Genomic DNA, 16,586 nt, shown 5'->3' with positions numbered 1-16,586 from the left:
GGCCGGTTTGGCCGCATTCTCCGGGCGGGGAAGGTGCCCGGAGAATGCGGCCGCGTCATATCCCGCGACCCTGGACGGAAAGGGGGCGGGTGTTGAAACCGGGGCCTAGTAGAGTCCGAACGGGCTCTCGTCCAGGCTGATGTATATGTTCTTGGTCTGGCTGTAGTGCGAGAGCATCATCTTGTGGGTCTCGCGGCCGATGCCGGATTTCTTGTAGCCGCCGAAGGGCGTGTGGGCCGGGAGCTGGTTGTAGGTGTTGATCCACATGCGGCCGGTCTCGACCCCGGTGGCCACCCGCATGGCGCGGTTGATGTCCCGGCTCCAGACCGCCCCGCCCAGGCCGAACTCGCTGTCGTTGGCCATGCGTATCACCTCGTCCTCGTCCTTGAACTTGATGACGCAGACCACCGGGCCGAAGATCTCCTCCTGGGCGATGCGCATGGAGTTGTCCACGTCCGCGAAGATGGTCGGGCTCAGGAAGCTGCCCTTGCCGAGCTCGCCGTCCGTCAGCCGGGTGCCGCCGGTGACCAGGCGCGCGCCTTCCTTCTGGCCGTCCTCTATGCAGCCGAGGACCTTGCCCAGCTGGTGCCCGTTGATCAGGCTGCCCATTTCGGTGCCTTCTTCCCAGGGCAGGCCGACGTTGACCTTCTCGAATTTCTTTTCCAGGGCCGACAGGAAGCGGTCGTGGATGTCTTCGTGGACGAAGACCCGCGAACCCGCGCAGCAGACCTGGCCCTGGTTGAACAGGATGCCCAGCAGCACGCCCTCGACCGCCTTGTCCCAGGGGCAGTCCGGGAAGTAGATATTGGCGGACTTGCCGCCCAGTTCCAGCGTGGCCGGGATGAGCTTCTTGGCGGCCGCGTCGGCGATCATGTACCCGATGTCCGTGGAGCCGGTGAAGGCGAGCTTGCTGAATCCCTCGTGCTCCAGGATGTAGTTGCCGGTCGTGGAGCCGCCGCCGGTGACGACGTTGACCACCCCGGCGGGCAGGACCTTGTCCAGGATCTTGGCGAATTCCAGCAGGCTCAGGGACGTCTCCGACGAGGGCTTGATGACCACGGTGTTGCCCGCGGCCAGGGCCGGGGCGATCTTCCAGGCCGCCATGAGGAACGGGAAGTTCCAGGGGATGATCTGTCCGACCACGCCGATGGGCTCGTTGATGATGATGCTCATGGTGTTTTTGTCGATCATCGTGGCCGAGCCCTCTTCGGTGCGGATGGCGCTGGCGAAATACCGGAAGTGGTCCGAGGCGAGCGGGACGTCGATGTTCCTGGTCTCCCGGATGGGCTTGCCGTTGTCCAGGGTTTCCACCAGGGCGAGCCTGTCGGCCTGCTCGTCGATGAGGTCGGCTATTTTCAGCAGGTAGGCCGCGCGCTCCTGGGGGGGGGCGTTCCTCCATGTGGCGAACGCCTTTTTCGCGGCGGCCACGGCCATGTCCACCTCGCCCTTGCCTGCGTTGACGCAGGTGGCGAGCGCTTCGCCGTTGGCCGGGCAGTAGGCCGTGAACGTCTTGCCGTCCTTGGCGTCCACCCATTTCCCGTCGATGTACAGCTGATAACTCCGGTCGATGGGGCTGTTCGCCACCGTTCCTTCGAAGCTCATCGGTTCCTTCATGATAGTACCCTCCTGTTGGATTTAGGCGACGTTGTGCGACCCGGAAGGGATCGCTTGAACCGCACCCGCGAAGAGCAAGTATGGTGCCGCCTGACATCGTCCCGAAGGAGATGGCGGAAACAGTGGATTCGCGCCGGGAAGGCGCGGAGGATGCCCGGAGAGGGAGTGTGACCTTTTGCGGGACACTTTGCATGGGTGTCCCGTTTCGGGGGACAGGTGTTACCCTCCGGAGACCGCTCCGGCCGCCCCTATTGGAAGACCTGTTCCCTGGATATTTTGTAGAACCGCATCTTGCGGTAGATGGTGTTGCGGGACAGACCCATCTCCCGGGCGACCTTGCTGACGTTCCCCCGGTGGCCGGACAGGAGCTTCAGGAGCAGCTCCTTCTCGCGCAGCAGGTCGGTCATCTCCTTTTCCCTTTTGCCGAAGTGGCGGTCCTGGCTCGGGTAGAAGGGGGACGAGCAGACCGCCGGGCCCATGTTCCGGCCCGCGATCCGTTCCGGCAGGTGCTTGAAGGCCAGCCGTGTGGCGTCGTGGTCCGCGTTGAGCATCTTCTCGATGACGTTTTCCAGTTCCCGGACGTTGCCGGGCCAGTCGTGCCGGGCCAGTTGCTGGAGCATCTTCTCCGAGACGTGCTTGATGCGGCGTCCCTGCCTGGCGCAGATCTTGTCCAGGAGGTGGCGGAACAGGTCGTTCAGGTCGCCTATGCGCTCCCGGAGCGGGGGGACCTTCACCTGTATGACGTTCAGGCGGTAGTAGAGGTCCAGGCGGAAGTTGCCCTTGCGCACCTCTTCCAGCAGGTCCTTGTTCGTGGCGCAGACGAACCGCACATTGACCGGGATCACGTGGTCGCCGCCAATGCGGGTGATCGTCCTGTCCTGGAGCACGCGGAGCAGGATGGCCTGCTGGTCGAGCGGCATGTCACCGATCTCGTCCAGGAACAGGGTGCCGCCGTCCGCCATCTCGAACTTGCCGGGCCTGCCCCCCCGCTTGGAGCCGGTGAACGCGCCGTCCGTGTAGCCGAAGAGTTCGCTGGCGATCAGTTCCCGGGGCAGGGCGGCGCAGTTCAGGGCGATGAACGGCCCGTCCCGTCGCGGGCCGTGGTTGTGGATGGCCTGGGCGAACAGCTCCTTGCCCGTGCCGCTTTCCCCCAGGACAAGGACGTTGCTGCTCCCCGCGGCCGCCCCCCTGGCCGCCTTGATGGCGTCCCGCAGCTTGGGGCTGGAGCCGATGATGTCCGAAAAACCGAACGAGGCCAGGGCGCCGCTCAGGCGGTTCACCAGCTTCTTGACCTTGTTGATCCGGTTGAAGAAGACGACCGTCCCGTTTGGGGCCCCGGCGTCGTCCCTGAGCGTCGTGCCCGAAACCAGACAATGGATGCAGCCCCTCGGGGTGTCGATGATCTGCTCGACGTCTGTGTACCCCTCGCCGTGCTGCAGATGCTTCCAGATCAGCGGGTTGCCGCGCAGGACCTCCCCGATGGGCCTGCCCTCGATGTCCGCGCCCAGGATGCCTTTCCCCGCCCTGTTGACATGGCTGATCGCGCCGCCGTCGTCCGTTATCAGGGCGCCGTCGGACATGCTGTGGAAGATCTTGTTCAGGCTGTCGTTCAGCCTGTTCAGTTCCAGGTTCTTTTTCCTGATCCGAATCTGGTCCCGGATGGCCTCCACCGCCGCCACGACCATGCCGAGCGTATGCAGGTGTACCTCGTTCGAGGGCCCCGAGACCTGCAGGACGCCGATCATCTCGCCGCCGTCGTCGAAGATGGGCGCGGCCGAACACGTCCAGCTGTGCAGCCGGGCGCAGTAGTGTTCCATGCCGGATATCTGGATGGGCTTGCGCAGCTTGATGGCGGTGCCGATGCCGTTGGTGCCCACGGCCTCCTCGCGCCAGTCCGTGCCGGCCACCAGGTTGACCTTGGAGGCATTGTCCTTGATCTCGTGGTCCCCGATGCACTCCAGGATCACGCCGGATGCATCGGACAGGAAGACCACCAGCCGGGAACCGGCCACGAAACGGTAGAGCCGGTCCATGAACGGTTTGGCGATGGCGAGGAGATCCGAGCGACCGTTCCGGGCCCGTTCGGCCTTCCGTTGTTCCCGGAGCAGGCGTCCGCTGCCGCCGCACGGGTTCACCCTGGCCTCGTGGCAGCGCTGCCACGAATGCAGGATTTCGGTCCTGACGGCGCCGGGCTGGGCGGAGCCTGTGCGGACGAATTGCTTCCAAGCGCTTTCCACCGTCGAGCCGGGTAATTGCAATACATTGTTCGAGCCCATCTTTCGTACCTCCATCCGGCCGTGAGGCGCAGTGCGAAAGAAATGGCTGCGGCGACGTAAGACAATCCGCTCCCGCTCCGGTATCCTACGTATTGAACGCGGATGCCGGGAATGCAAGATCCCGCCTTTTCGGCCCGAATTGACACAATCCCGGACCGAGCCCCTGGCGTGGGCGCAAGATTTTTACGATTCCTAGCATTGATGCGGCGCGAATACAAACATCCAGAGGCGTTGATCTGATGGAAAGGCCGACCGGGCCCGGGCTCCAGGGACGGGTGGCGCGGGAGCCCCAAATGCGGAAATCGTGATTCCTCCTCCTCGGGATCGGCCCGGCCGGGCGCGGTTTGCTCGAAAATGTTGCGAGCCGGGCGGAAGTGGACTATCAGGTGACGACTAAATGCGGATTGCAGGAAATCCGGGCTGATACGCGCGAGGAGGGGTTCCGGCAGCGTACGGCCGAGGGGGATTTCCCGTCCCGAACGCCCTGAGGGGGGAAAATCATGAAACGGATTATGATGTTGGTCTGCGCGCTGGCGCTCTGCGCCTCCACCGCCTTTGCCGGTACGCCGGTGAAGGTGGCCCACGCCACCTGGGTCGGCTACGGCCCGCTGTATATCGCCAAGGAACTCGGCTACTTCGAAAAGGAAGGGCTGGACGTGGACCTGGTCATCATCGAGGATGAGGCCCAGTACGCCGCGGCCATGGCGTCGGGCAACATCGACGGCCTGGGCAACGTGCTCGACCGCGAGGTCATCCATTTCGCCAAGGGTACCCCCGAGGTCGTGGTCTTCGGCATGGACGAGTCCTCGGGCGGCGACGGCGTGGTCGCTTCGGGCGACGTCAAGACCGTGGCCGACCTCAAGGGCAAGACCGTGGGGTTGGACAAGTCCTCCACCTCCTATTTCTTCTTCCTGTCCATCCTGAAAAAGTACGGCGTGGACGAGAAGGACATCAACATCACCGAGATGGGCGCTTCGGACGCGGGCGCGGCCTTTGTCGCGGGCAGCATCGACGCCGCCGTGACCTGGGAGCCCTGGCTGACCAACGCGGGCCAGCGCGAGGGCGGCCACGTGCTCGTCTCCTCCAAGGACATGCCCAAGACCATCGTGGACGTGTTCGTGCTCAACTCCGACTACGTCAAGAAGCACCCCGAGGTGCCCGCCAAGATGACCAGGTGCTGGAACGAGGCCATCGCCTGGTACGTGCAGAACCCGGACAAGGGCAACGAGATCATGGCCAAGGCCATGGGCCTCGACACCCAGGAAATGGCCGACATGGCCTCGGGCGTGACCTTCCTCGGCAAGGATGTCAACAAGGCCTTCTTCGACAAGTCCAAGGCCAACAGCGTGTATGAGGTCGCCGACCGGGCCATCTCCTTCTGGAAGTCCAAGGGCATCATCACCAAGGACGTCTCGGTGGATACGCTGATCAGCGCCGACTACGTCAACGCCGAGTAGCATGAAACAAGGAATCCCGACCGTGCGGAGAGGGGCGTGGCTGGCGGCCGCGTCCCTGTCCGCCGTTTTCGGCGTCTGGGCGGCCCTGGCCTACACCGGCTCGGTCAAGCCGCTGTTCCTGCCGCCGCCGCACAAGGTCTTTCTGTCCTTCGGGGCCATGTACCGGGAAGGCATCCTCTTCTCCTACACCTGGGACAGCGTCTACCGGGTCATGGTCGGCTGGTCCCTGGCGGCCGTCATCGGCGTGCCGCTCGGACTGCTCATCGCCACCTCGAAGCGCGCCTCGCACATGGTCGCCCCGGTCATGGAGTTCGCCCGCTACCTGCCGGTGGTCGCCCTGGTCCCGCTGACCCTGCTCTATTTCGGCATCGGCGACGCCCAGAAGTTCGCCATCATCTTCCTGGGCACCTTCTTCCAACTGGTCCTGATGGTCGCGGACAGCGTGGCCAACGTGCCCGGCGACCTGAGCCGGGCCGCCGCCACCCTGGGCGCGAACCGCATGCAGACCTACCGGCTGGTCCTGTTCCCCGGCGCGCTGCCGGGCATCATGGACGACCTGCGCATCACCGTGGGCTGGGCCTGGACCTACCTGGTGGTGGCCGAGCTGGTGGCCGCCAACTCGGGGCTGGGCTACATGATCCTGCGCGCCCAGCGGTTCCTGGCCATCGACCGCATCTTTGCCGGGCTGATCATCATCGGCGTGCTCGGGCTGGCGACGGACTACCTGTTCAAGTTCCTCGCGCGCGTCATAACCCCCTGGAGTGAAAAGCGATGACCATGCTGTCCATCGACAACCTGGGCAAGGTCTTCGACTCCAACAAGGGGGAGGTGACCGCGCTCGAGGACATCAACCTGACCGTGGACCGGGGCGAGCTGGCCGTCATCGTCGGGCCGTCCGGCTGCGGCAAGTCCACCCTGCTGAACATCGTGGCCGGGCTGGAGGGGGCCTCGTCGGGCGCGGCCGTCCTCGAAGGCGAGCCCATCACCGGGCCGGGCGCGGACCGGGGCATGGTCTTCCAGTCCTACACGCTCTTCCCCTGGCTGACCGTGCGCAAGAACGTGGAGTTCGGCCTGCGCCTCAAGGGCGTGCCCCCGGCCGAGCGCGCGGAGATCGCCCGCAAGTACATCAATCTGGTCGGCCTGGCCGAGTTCGAGAACGCCCTGCCCAAGGAGCTCTCGGGCGGCATGAAGCAGCGCGTGGCCATCGCCCGCGTGCTGGCCAACAAGCCGGTCATGCTGCTCATGGACGAGCCCTTCGGGGCCCTGGACGCCCAGACCCGGCTGCTCCTCCAGGAGCTGCTCCTGGACGTCTGGCGCAAGGAATCGAGCACCATCCTGTTCATCACCCACGACATCGACGAGGCCATCCTGCTGGCCGACAACGTCTACATCATGTCCAGGCGGCCGGGCCGGATCAAGGCCAAGGTGCCGGTGGACATCGCCCGTCCGCGCGACCACAAGGCCTCGCTGACTCCGGAGTTCTCCCGGGTCAAGGCGCAGATCATGGATCTGCTCTGGGAAGAGATCTCGGCGGGCTAGCCCGGAGGCCGGGAGGATGCGCCGTTCTCCCGCGTCCTGGAACCATTGCCGTGGATCGGCCCGTTCCCCCTAAAGTTTTTGCCGGTTCCGACGATAGGAAAGTGTTGACCAGGGGTCTTTGCTTTCAACTTCCGTCTGAAAAAGAGAGCCGCATGTCCGCCCTTTCCTCCCTGTCTCCGACAATGCCCCGCCGAACGGGGGCGAGCGGGAATCCGTTTCGCCCGGGCGGTACGGGTGTGCTCGGCGTCCGGCAAGGCCCGAACGGGGCGTCCCATCCGTTTGACGGCGATGTCGCGACCCTGTCGGACCGGGCCCTGGACCTGAGCCGGGCCACGCGGGCCGCATCCGCCGACGTGTACGTCGGCTCCGGCGATACCAACACATGGCGGACCGTAACCTCCCTGGCCACTGCCTCGGGCAGGACCCTGGAAATCCAGGACCGCACCGGGGGCCTGTACCGCATGAACGTTCTCGACTCCCAGGGCCAGGTGGAAAAGACCGTGGCCCTGAACGGGGACGTCCTCGTGCGCGAGGACGAGTCCGGGAACCTGGTCGTGGAGAACTATGTCCAGGGCGACGAGACCGACGGGAACGACATCATCATCGCCACCTCGGGCAAGGCCGTCTCGGGCGGGGGCGGCGATGATCAAATCATCAGCCTGGGGCTTGGCGGGAGCCCTTCCTTGGACGGCACTATGATTGACGCCGGCGACGGGAATGACTCCGTGTTCCTATACGGGGGGGGCCGGACCCCGGTCGGCGTCGAAACCGGAGACGGCGATGATCGCGTGACCGTGTCCGGCGGGCTGGCGATCGACCTCGACGCCGGAAGCGGCGACGACACCGTTACGGGTACAGTCATCTACGGAACCATCGACATGGGTGCCGGGGACGATGTCGTAGATGCGTCGTACGGGATCAGCGCCGTCATCGACACCGGGGACGGCGACGATTCGCTCCGGGCCGGATACTCCATCGGCGGGACTATCGACACGGGTGCGGGGGAGGACGAACTGAAATCCCGTTACGAGATCGTCGGCACCGTCTCCACCGGAAGCGGCCGGGACCGGCTCGACGCCGGCTACAATATCAACGCCGTCGTCGATACCGGGGAGGGCGACGACGTCCTCGGCGCAGCGTACTCCATCGGCGGGAATATCGTCACCGGCGACGGCAACGATTATCTGGATGCCGGGTATGAGATCGAAGGCCATATCGATACCGGAAAGGGCGACGACTTCCTCGGTGCCGGGTATCAGATCGACGGCAACGTACAGACCGGCGACGGCGGCGACGTCCTGGAAGCCGGGTACGAGATGGAAGGCACTATCGACACCGGCGAGGGCAACGACTTTCTGGATGCCGGGTACCAAATCGAAGCGGCCGTCGACACCGGGGCCGGATCGGACGTGGTCCGGGCCGGATATTCCATCTCGGGCGACGTGGACACCGGCGAGGGGGCCGACGTGGTCCGGAGCGGGCATGAGCCCGAGGGCGACGTGGACCCGGGGGACGGCACCGCCGCAGTGGTCGTGGGCAGGGACGCGGAACGGGGATATTACGGACTGCTGCCCACGCCGGGTCCGCAACGGTTTGCGGGCGCCTTTGACGGGCGCGGCGCGACCAACTACCGCCACCGTCGTCTCGACATCCATATCTGAACCCTGCTCGATATCCCGTGCAACACCCCTTTGATCCCGGTCAAAGGGCTTTTTTTTGTTCTTCGGAGAGGCGTGAAAAAGGCCGCGTCCCATTTGTCGGGGCGCGGCCTTGCGATTGCTTTTCCGATGGCGCTCTATGCGTTCTCGTCCGGGTCAGCGGGACCGTCCGGGACGGCTGCCTGGGCGCTCTCCAGGTGCTGGGGCGGCTTGTACTTGAAGACCTTGCGCAGCCCCACGTAGAGCAGCGGGATGAAGAACACGCCGAGCACGGTGGCCGAGATCATGCCGCCCATGACGCCGATGCCCACGGAGTTCTGCGCGCCGGAGCCCGCGCCCGAGGCGATGGCCAGGGGGAGGACGCCGAGGATGAAGGCGAACGAGGTCATCAGGATGGGCCGCAGGCGCAGCCTGGCCGCCTTGAGGGTGGCCTTGATGACGCCCAGCCCGGCGGCCTGTTCGGCCACGGCGAACTCCACGATGAGGATGGCGTTCTTGGCCGTCAGGCCGATGGTCGTCAGCAGGCCGACCTTGAAGTAGACGTCGTTGCTCTGCCCGAAAGAGCTGGCCGCGAGCAGGGCGCCGAAGATGCCGATGGGCACGGCCATGATGACCGCGAACGGGATGGACCAGCTCTCGTACAGGGCGGCTAGGCAGAGGAAGACCACCAGCACCGAGATGGCGTAGAGCGGCGCGGCCTGGTTGCCGGAGAGCTCCTCCTGGGCGGACAGGCCGGTCCAGGACATGGCATAGCCGGGCGGGAGCTGGGAGACCAGTCTCCTGACCTCGGCCATGGCGTCGCCCGAGCTGACTCCCCTGGCGGCCTGGCCCTGGATCTCCAGGGCGGAGGCGCCGTTGTAGCGCTCCAGGCGCGGGGAGTCGTAGGTCCAGCGGCCGGTGGCGAACGAGGCGAACGGCACCATGCCGCCCTTGTCGTTGCGCACGAACCAGCGGTTCACGTCCTCGGGCTGCATGCGGAAGTCCGCGTCGCCCTGGAGATAGACCGGCTTGACGCGGCCGCGGTCGATGAAGTCGTTGACGTAGTCACTGCCCCAGGCCGTGGACAGGGTGGTGTTGATGTCCGAGAAGGAGAGCCCCAGCGCGCTGGCCTTCTCCTGGTCGATGTCGATGTGGTACTGCGGCTCGTCCTCCTGGCCGTTGGGCCGGGTGTTGGCCAGCAGCGGGCTCTGGGCGGCCATGCCCAGGAACTGGTTGCGCACTTCCATGAGCTTCTGGTGCCCGGCGCCGTTGATATCGCGCAGGTAGAAGTCGAAGCCGTTCGAGTTGCCCATGCCGTGGATGGCCGGCGGGGCCAGGCAGAATATCCGGGCGTCGCGGTTTTTCATGAAGGCGCCCATGGCCCGCCCGGCGACGGCCTGGGCCGACAGGGACGGGGCCTTGCGTTCGTCGAAGGGCTTGAGCCGGATGAAGCCGATGCCCACGTTCTGGCCCGCGCCGCTGAAGCTGAAGCCGGCCACGGTGAGCACGCCCTCCACGGCCGCCTTCTCATCGTTCAGGAAATGGTCGCTGACCTCTTTCAGGACCCGCTTGGTCCGCTCCTGGGTGGCGCCCGTGGGCAACTGGACCATGGCGATCAGGATGCCCTGGTCCTCCATGGGCAGAAACGAGCTGGGCAGCCGGTAGAACAGCCAGCCCATGATGCCGGTGATGAGCACGAAGACCAGCAGGAAGCGGCCGGTGCGGCGGAGCATCCAGGCCGTGCCGTCGTGGTAGGCGTTGGTCCCGAAGTCGAAGACCCGGTTGAACCAGCCGAAGAAGCGGAACCTGGACTCGCCGTGCGAGGGCTTGAGCATGGCCGCGCACAGGGCCGGGGTCAGGATCAGGGCGACCACCACGGACAGGAGCATGGCCGAGACGATGGTCACCGAGAACTGCCGGTAGATGACGCCCACCGAGCCGCCGAAGAAGGCCATGGGCACGAAGACCGCGGACAGGACCGTGGCGATGCCGACCAGGGCCCCGGAAATCTCCTTCATGGATTTGCTGGTGGCCTCGCGCGCGCCGAGCCCCTCGGTGGCCATGACGCGCTCCACGTTCTCGACCACGACGATGGCGTCGTCGACGAGCAGGCCGATGGCCAGAACCATGGCGAACATGGTCAATGTGTTGATCGAATACCCCAAGGCTGCCAGCACCGCGAAGGTGCCGAGCAGGACGACGGGCACGGCGATGGTCGGGATGAACGTGGCCCGGATGTTCTGCAGGAACAGGAGCATGACGAAGAAGACCAGGACGATGGCCTCGGCCAGGGTCTCGATGACGTCCGCGATGGACAGCTTGACGAAGGGCGTGGTGTCGTAGGGATAGACGACGTCCAACCCGGCCGGGAAAGTCGGCTTGAGCTCGTTGATGGTCTTTTCGACGGCCTCGGCGGTCTGGATGGCATTGGCGCCGGTGGCCAGCTGGATGGCCAGGCCCGCAGTGGGGTGGTTGTTGTATGTGGTGCTGGTGGTGTAGCTCTCGGCGTCGAGCTCGACCCGGGCCACGTCTCGGATGCGTACCACCGAGCCGTCGGGGGAACTCTTGATGATGATGTCCCGGAACTGCTCGGGGGTCTGGAGCCGGGAGCGCGCGGTGATGGTCGCGTTGAGCTGCTGGCCCCGGATCGCGGGCAGGCCGCCGAGCTGTCCGGCGGAGATCTGGGTGTTCTGGGCCTCGATGGCCCGGGCCACATCGCTGGGCATGAGCGAGTATTCGGTCAGCTCGTCCGGGTTGAGCCAGATGCGCATGGCGTAGGACGAGGAGAACAGCTGGGTGTCGCCCACGCCCTCCACGCGCTTGAGCGTGTCGTTCAGGGAGCTGTCGACGAAGTCGGCGATGTCCGTGGAGGTCATGGTGTCGTCGGTGGAGACGAAACCGAGGACCATCAGGAAGCTGGCCGACGACTTGGTCACGCTCAGGCCGTTGCTCTGGACCACGTCGGGCAGCTGGGAGGTGACCTGCTGCAGCTTGTTCTGGACCTGCATCTGGGCCACGTCGGGGTTGGCCGCGTTGGTGAAGGTCAGGGAGATCTCCGTCTCGCCCGTGGAGGTCGACGTGGAGGTCATGTAGTCCAGGTAGTCGATGCCGGTCATGCCCTGCTCGATGACCTTGGTCACCGAGTTCTCCACGGTCTTGGCGTCCGCGCCGGGGTAGGAGCAGGTGATGCGGACCGTGGTCGGGGCGATGTCGGGATACTGGGAGATGGACAGGGTCCGCAGGGCCAGCAGGCCGCCCAGCATGATGACGATGGCGATGACCCATGCGAAGATGGGCCGCCGGATAAAAAACTCGGACATGTTCGGCCTAGCTTTCCTTGGCTGCGGTAGCAGGGGCTTCGGTGGCGGAGGATGCGGCGGCCGAAACGGGCTTGATTTCGCCGGTGGCGTCGTCCACGACCATCTCCTTGACGGTCACGATCTGGCCCGGGCGGACGGATTGGGAACCCTGGAGGATCAGGCGATCGCCGTCCTTGAGGCCGGAGCCGACCAGCCAGGAGTTGCCGTGGCTGCCGCGCACGTTGAGGATGCGTTGCTGGACCTTGTTGTCCTTGTCCACGAACAGGGCCGTGGCTTCGCCCTTGGGGGTCCGGCCGACGGCCAGCTGGGGCACCAGGTATCCGTTCTGGAACACGCCGTCCTCGATGATGGCCCGGACGTACATGCCGGGCAGCAGGAGCCGGTCGGGGTTGGGAAACTCGGCGCGCAGGGTGTAGGTGCCGGTGGACTCGTCCACCTTGGCCCCGGAGAACTCCACGGTCCCCTCATAGGGATAGATGGTTCCGTTCTCAAGCTTGAGCTTGACCTTCATGGTCTTGCCCTCGACGGTGATCGCGCCCGAGGCGATGGCCTGGCGAAGGTTGAGCATGGTGGTGCTCGACTGGGTCAGGTCCACGTTGATGGGGTCGAGCTGCCGGATGGTCGTCAGCGGCGCGCTCTGGTTGGCGGTCACCAGCGCGCCGGGGGTCAGGTCGGACATCTCCACGCGGCCGCTGATAGGGGCCCTGATATCGGTGTAGTCCAGGCTGATCTTGGCGCTCTCCAGGGCGGCCTTGGCCGAGGCGATGGCGGCCAGGTCGGATTTGTACACGGCCTTGGCGTCCTGGTAGTCCTGCTCGGAGATGGCCCCCTGGTCGATCAGCTCGGCGTAGCGCTTGGCCTTGCTTTCGGAGCTGGGCAGGGAGGCCTGCGCCTTCTTGAGGGCGGCCAGGGCGTTGCTGTACTCGGCCTTGTAGGTCGAGGGAGCGACCCGGTAGAGCACCTCGCCGGCCTGGACCTCGCTGCCTTCGCGGAACAGCCGCTCACGGAGGATGCCGTCCACCTGGGGGCGGACTTCAGCCACCAGCGAGGCGCTGGTCCTGCCCGGAAGCTCGGTGGTCAGGGGCACGGACTGCGGGTGCAGAACCTCGACGCCGACCTCCACCGGAGCCCGGGTGGCCGAGGCCTTGGGGGTTTTGTCCTCGCAGCCGGCCAGCCCTCCAAGGACCAGCAGGCTCAACAGGAGCAACGGGACATAGGCTACGCGGCCCGTTGCGAAACGGGAATATATGGACAGGATCTGCAATGCGGATTCCTCCTTGACGCTTGAAAGCGACATCATTTACGGTACTCGTCAGTACAAATATGGTTGGTTTGCCCGACTGTCAATCGAATAAATTGTGAAAAATTGTTAAACGGAGGTGGCGGAATGGGGTCCGAAGTCAAGCCCCGGCGCGGTAGGCCCAAGGCCATGCCCGATGCCAAACGCCGCGAAAAGATAGTACAAACGGCCGAGAAACTGTTCGTCCGCAAGGGGTATGCCGGGACCTGCACCCACGAGATCGCCGCGCAGTGCAGGATTTCCAAGCAGACCCTGTACCGCCTCTTCCCCGGCAAGCTCGACGTGTTCGTCGCCGTGGTCGAGGCCCATCGCATGAAGATGATCGATCTCGGGGACGGCTACGACAACCTCCCCCTGAGCCAGGCCCTGGCCCGCATGTTCATGATAGATATGGACCAGGAGAACTACGAAATCCGCGCGGGCTTTCTGCGCACGGCCAATGCGGAGTCCCTGCAGCACCCGCAGCTGCGCGAGATCCTGCGCCACCACGGCGGCCAGAAGGCGCTCGCAGGGCTGAAGGACTGGCTGGACCGGCAGTGCCGCAAGGGCAGGCTGGTCATCGGCAACACGAGCATGGCGGCCCGCATGCTCCTGGACACGTTCACCGGCGCGGTCTTTCTCGACGCCCTGGGCGGGTTCAGCTGGACCGGCCGGGAGGAGCGCATCGCCCACTTCCGCCAGTGCATCGACATATTCCTCAGAGGGACCCTGCCCGACAAGGACCGGCCCGCCTGCATGGCCTGATCCGCTGCGCCCGGCGCGGCTTTCGTCTTTACTCCCGCCGGATTTGCGGTATGTTGGGATCAAACGGGAATCATTCCGGGCTGGTCCGGCCATATCCCTGCAACCCGCGCGAGACTCCCATGAGCGAACACCTTCCCCTGCTTGAAGTGGCCGTAAGCGGCGATCTCCCCCTCGGCATACTGCCCCGCATGGCCAACCGCCACGGCCTCATCGCCGGGGCCACCGGCACGGGCAAGACCGTCAGCCTGCGGGTCCTGGCCGAGCACTTCAGCGACATCGGCGTGCCGGTGTTCATGGCCGACGTCAAGGGCGACATCGGGACCATGGCCCGGCCCGGCGGCGACCACGCCAAGGTCGGCGAGCGGGTGGAGCAGCTCGGGCTGACCGATTTCTCCTACCAGGCCTATCCGGTGACCTTCTGGGACGTGTTCGGGGCCAAGGGCCACCCCCTGCGGACCACCATTTCGGAGATGGGCCCGCTGCTCCTGGCCCGGCTGCTGGACCTGAACGAGACCCAGAGCGGGGTCCTGTCCATGGCCTTCCGCATCGCGGACGACGAGGGGCTGCTGCTCCTCGACCTGAACGACCTGCGCGCCATGCTCGTCTACCTGGCCGAGAACGCCAAGCGGTTCCGGGCCGAGTACGGGAACATCTCTGCGGCCTCGGTGGGCGCTATCCAGCGCGGGCTGCTGGCCCTGGAGGAGCAGGGCGCGGACGAATTCTTCGGCGAACCGGCGCTGAACCTGGACGACCTGATGCAGACCGAGGGGGGCAGGGGGATGATCAACATCCTGGCCGCCGACCGGCTGCTGCGTTCCCCGTGCGTCTACTCGACCCTGCTCCTGTGGCTCCTGTCCGAGCTGTTCGAGACCCTGCCCGAGGTGGGCGACCCGGAAAAGCCCCGGCTGGTCTTCTTTTTCGACGAGGCGCATCTGCTCTTCGACCGCGCCCCGCGCGCCCTGGTGGACAAGATAGAGATGGTCGTGCGGCTCATCCGCTCCAAGGGCGTGGGCGTATACTTCGTCACCCAGATGCCCACCGACCTGCCGCCCGAGGTGCTCGGCCAGCTCGGCAACCGCGTGCAGCACGCCCTGCGCGTCTACACCTCGCGCGACCGCGAGGCCGTGCGCACCGTGGCCCGAACCTTCCGCGAGAACCCGGACCTGGGCGTGGAGGCCGCCGTGACCGACCTCGGCGTGGGCGAGGCCCTGGTCTCCTTCCTGGAGCGCAAGGGCGCGCCGGGCATGGTCCGCCGCGCCCTGGTCCTGCCGCCGCGCAGTCGCCTGGGCACCCTCGAACCGGCCGAGATGGACGGGATCATCCGGGGCTCGGTCCTGTACGGACACTACGAGCAGGAGATCGACCCTGAATCGGCCTACGAGATTCTGACCGCCCGCCGCCGCGAGCAGGAGGAACAGCGTCAGGCGCAACTGCAACAGCAGGAGCGGGAAAAGGAGGAGCGCAAGGCCGCCCGGGCCAGCCGCGCGGGCGGAAACCGCCAGGGCCTGGTCGAGGCCTTCGCCAAATCCGCCATCCGCTCCATCGGCTCCGCCTTCGGCCGCCGCATCGTGCGCGGCGTCCTCGGCGGCCTCCTGAAATAGCCCTCCCGGCGTTCGCCGGTGAAAAGGGACGCGGGTCTGCCCGCGTCCCTTTTTTTTGATTCCGCTATAATCCCCGGCCCGCAATCCGCTTTTCGAGTCAGGGGAAAGGGGCCGGATGCCCTCCCTCGAACCTCCCCGATTTTCTCTCCGGACCCGATCCGAACCGGCACCTCGACCGGGTCGGAAAACGGGATCGGCGACCCGGTATTTTCAGGCCCGGCGTCGGGGAAAAATTTTGCACCTTTCGGGCTTGCCAGACCCGGAAAAGGACTTATTTTTTGATTGACCGATCAATTAAAACGTGAAGATTTTTTAGAAATGAAATTAAAACATATAGTTAGACGACAAAATTTTTCTTCACATTTTGTTGCGGTGTGGTAGATGTGAGCCGTAGCCGGTCGGGTGCCGGTATTGAGAAGCCAATAAATTTAAAAGAGAGGATATTGTCATGAAGCGTTTTACCCTTGCTCTGATGCTCGTCTTTACCGTTTGCGTAACCACCGCGTTGGCCGCCACCACCTTTGCCGGCAGCGCGTTCCAGGCCCATGACACCCGGGCCCACACCGTGGCCGAGGCCAATGCCTCCTCCGTGGATACCGGCGTGGCCCTGCACGGCCACATCGTCAAGGTCATTAACGACAACAGCGTGCTGTTCTCCGACAACACCGGCGAACTGGTCGTGCACATGCAGAACGCCGAGGCCAACAAGGCCGCCATCACCAACGCCGACGTGGACGTCAACGGCAGGATCTCCAGCGACCTCATGTACACCGAGGTCCAGGCCGACTCCGTCACCACCCGCTAGTCCGAGCGGTTTACAGTTAAAAAAGGGACGCCCCGTCGGGGCGTCCCTTTTTTTTGTGCCTCCGGAGTCCAGAGGGGGAAACTTTTGGGAAAAGTTTCCCCCTCTGGACTCCCCCTTCCAAACTTTTTGGGTGCCTTCGGCAGGGCCGTGGGGGCACCATGTACCGTGCCTCTTTCCAGAAAAACAGGCGAACACGCAGAATGAGTCAATCGGGCAAGCCCCGACAGCAGCCCCCGCGAAGCGGCACCAAAAGTTTAGGAAGGGAGAGGGGATGGGGGTCCGGGGGAAGGGGA

Annotated in this window: 11 protein-coding genes; 7 read left to right on the top strand and 4 right to left on the bottom strand. The window is 65.2% G+C overall.

Annotated features, from left to right (window positions below):
- Positions 1 to 105: 105 nt before the first annotated feature.
- Positions 106 to 1,614 carry an aldehyde dehydrogenase family protein gene (locus tag AB6M95_RS09365; protein ID WP_371386475.1) on the bottom strand — a complete coding sequence of 503 codons (1,509 nt, stop codon included), beginning with the start codon at positions 1,612 to 1,614 and terminating at the stop codon, positions 106 to 108.
- A 248-nt stretch (positions 1,615 to 1,862) separates the two neighbouring features.
- The gene (locus AB6M95_RS09360) at positions 1,863 to 3,890 is read right to left on the bottom strand and encodes a sigma-54-dependent Fis family transcriptional regulator (protein WP_371386474.1); all 2,028 of its coding nucleotides are present in this window, start codon (positions 3,888 to 3,890) and stop codon (positions 1,863 to 1,865) included.
- Positions 3,891 to 4,390: 500 nt separating this feature from the next.
- On the opposite strand from AB6M95_RS09360, the gene AB6M95_RS09355 reads away from it, so the two are divergent.
- From AB6M95_RS09355 to AB6M95_RS09340, 4 genes are all read left to right on the top strand, one after another.
- Complete coding sequence (locus AB6M95_RS09355; RefSeq protein ID WP_371386473.1) at positions 4,391 to 5,347, top strand: ABC transporter substrate-binding protein; 957 nt, start codon at positions 4,391 to 4,393, stop codon at positions 5,345 to 5,347.
- A gap of 1 nt (position 5,348) precedes the next feature.
- Complete coding sequence (locus AB6M95_RS09350) at positions 5,349 to 6,122, top strand: ABC transporter permease (protein WP_371386472.1); 774 nt, start codon at positions 5,349 to 5,351, stop codon at positions 6,120 to 6,122.
- Positions 6,119 to 6,886: an ABC transporter ATP-binding protein gene (locus AB6M95_RS09345; RefSeq protein ID WP_371386471.1), complete on the top strand. Its 768-nt coding sequence runs from the start codon at positions 6,119 to 6,121 to the stop codon at positions 6,884 to 6,886. Before AB6M95_RS09350 ends, AB6M95_RS09345 begins: the two co-directional genes overlap by 4 nt.
- A 236-nt stretch (positions 6,887 to 7,122) precedes the next feature.
- The gene (locus tag AB6M95_RS09340; RefSeq protein WP_371386470.1) at positions 7,123 to 8,547 is read left to right on the top strand and encodes a hypothetical protein; all 1,425 of its coding nucleotides are present in this window, start codon (positions 7,123 to 7,125) and stop codon (positions 8,545 to 8,547) included.
- A gap of 134 nt (positions 8,548 to 8,681) precedes the next feature.
- On the opposite strand, the gene AB6M95_RS09335 is transcribed toward AB6M95_RS09340, so the two are convergent.
- Together AB6M95_RS09335 and AB6M95_RS09330 are read right to left on the bottom strand one after the other, a co-directional pair.
- Positions 8,682 to 11,843 carry an efflux RND transporter permease subunit gene (locus tag AB6M95_RS09335; RefSeq protein WP_371386469.1) on the bottom strand — a complete coding sequence of 1,054 codons (3,162 nt, stop codon included), beginning with the start codon at positions 11,841 to 11,843 and terminating at the stop codon, positions 8,682 to 8,684.
- A 7-nt stretch (positions 11,844 to 11,850) separates the two neighbouring features.
- On the bottom strand, positions 11,851 to 13,143 hold the full coding sequence (locus tag AB6M95_RS09330; RefSeq protein WP_371386468.1) for an efflux RND transporter periplasmic adaptor subunit: 1,293 nt from the start codon (positions 13,141 to 13,143) through the stop codon (positions 11,851 to 11,853).
- A gap of 87 nt (positions 13,144 to 13,230) precedes the next feature.
- Here AB6M95_RS09330 and AB6M95_RS09325 point away from each other — a divergent pair, with 87 nt between their 5' ends.
- From AB6M95_RS09325 to AB6M95_RS09315, 3 genes are all read left to right on the top strand, one after another.
- Complete coding sequence (locus AB6M95_RS09325; protein WP_371386467.1) at positions 13,231 to 13,887, top strand: TetR/AcrR family transcriptional regulator; 657 nt, start codon at positions 13,231 to 13,233, stop codon at positions 13,885 to 13,887.
- 119 nt (positions 13,888 to 14,006) lie between these two features.
- Entirely contained in the window at positions 14,007 to 15,488 is a 1,482-nt protein-coding gene (locus tag AB6M95_RS09320) for a helicase HerA-like domain-containing protein (RefSeq protein WP_371386466.1), read from the top strand.
- A 448-nt stretch (positions 15,489 to 15,936) separates the two neighbouring features.
- A complete protein-coding gene (locus AB6M95_RS09315; RefSeq protein ID WP_371386465.1) occupies positions 15,937 to 16,293 on the top strand; it encodes a NirD/YgiW/YdeI family stress tolerance protein in 357 nt (118 codons plus the stop codon).
- Positions 16,294 to 16,586: the final 293 nt, after the last annotated feature.

It is taken from the genome of Pseudodesulfovibrio karagichevae (assembly GCF_041414475.1).
Lineage (GTDB): Bacteria > Desulfobacterota > Desulfovibrionia > Desulfovibrionales > Desulfovibrionaceae > Pseudodesulfovibrio > Pseudodesulfovibrio karagichevae.
Note: the sequence above shows the minus strand (reverse complement) of the source record. Positions and strands in the feature narration are given on the sequence as shown.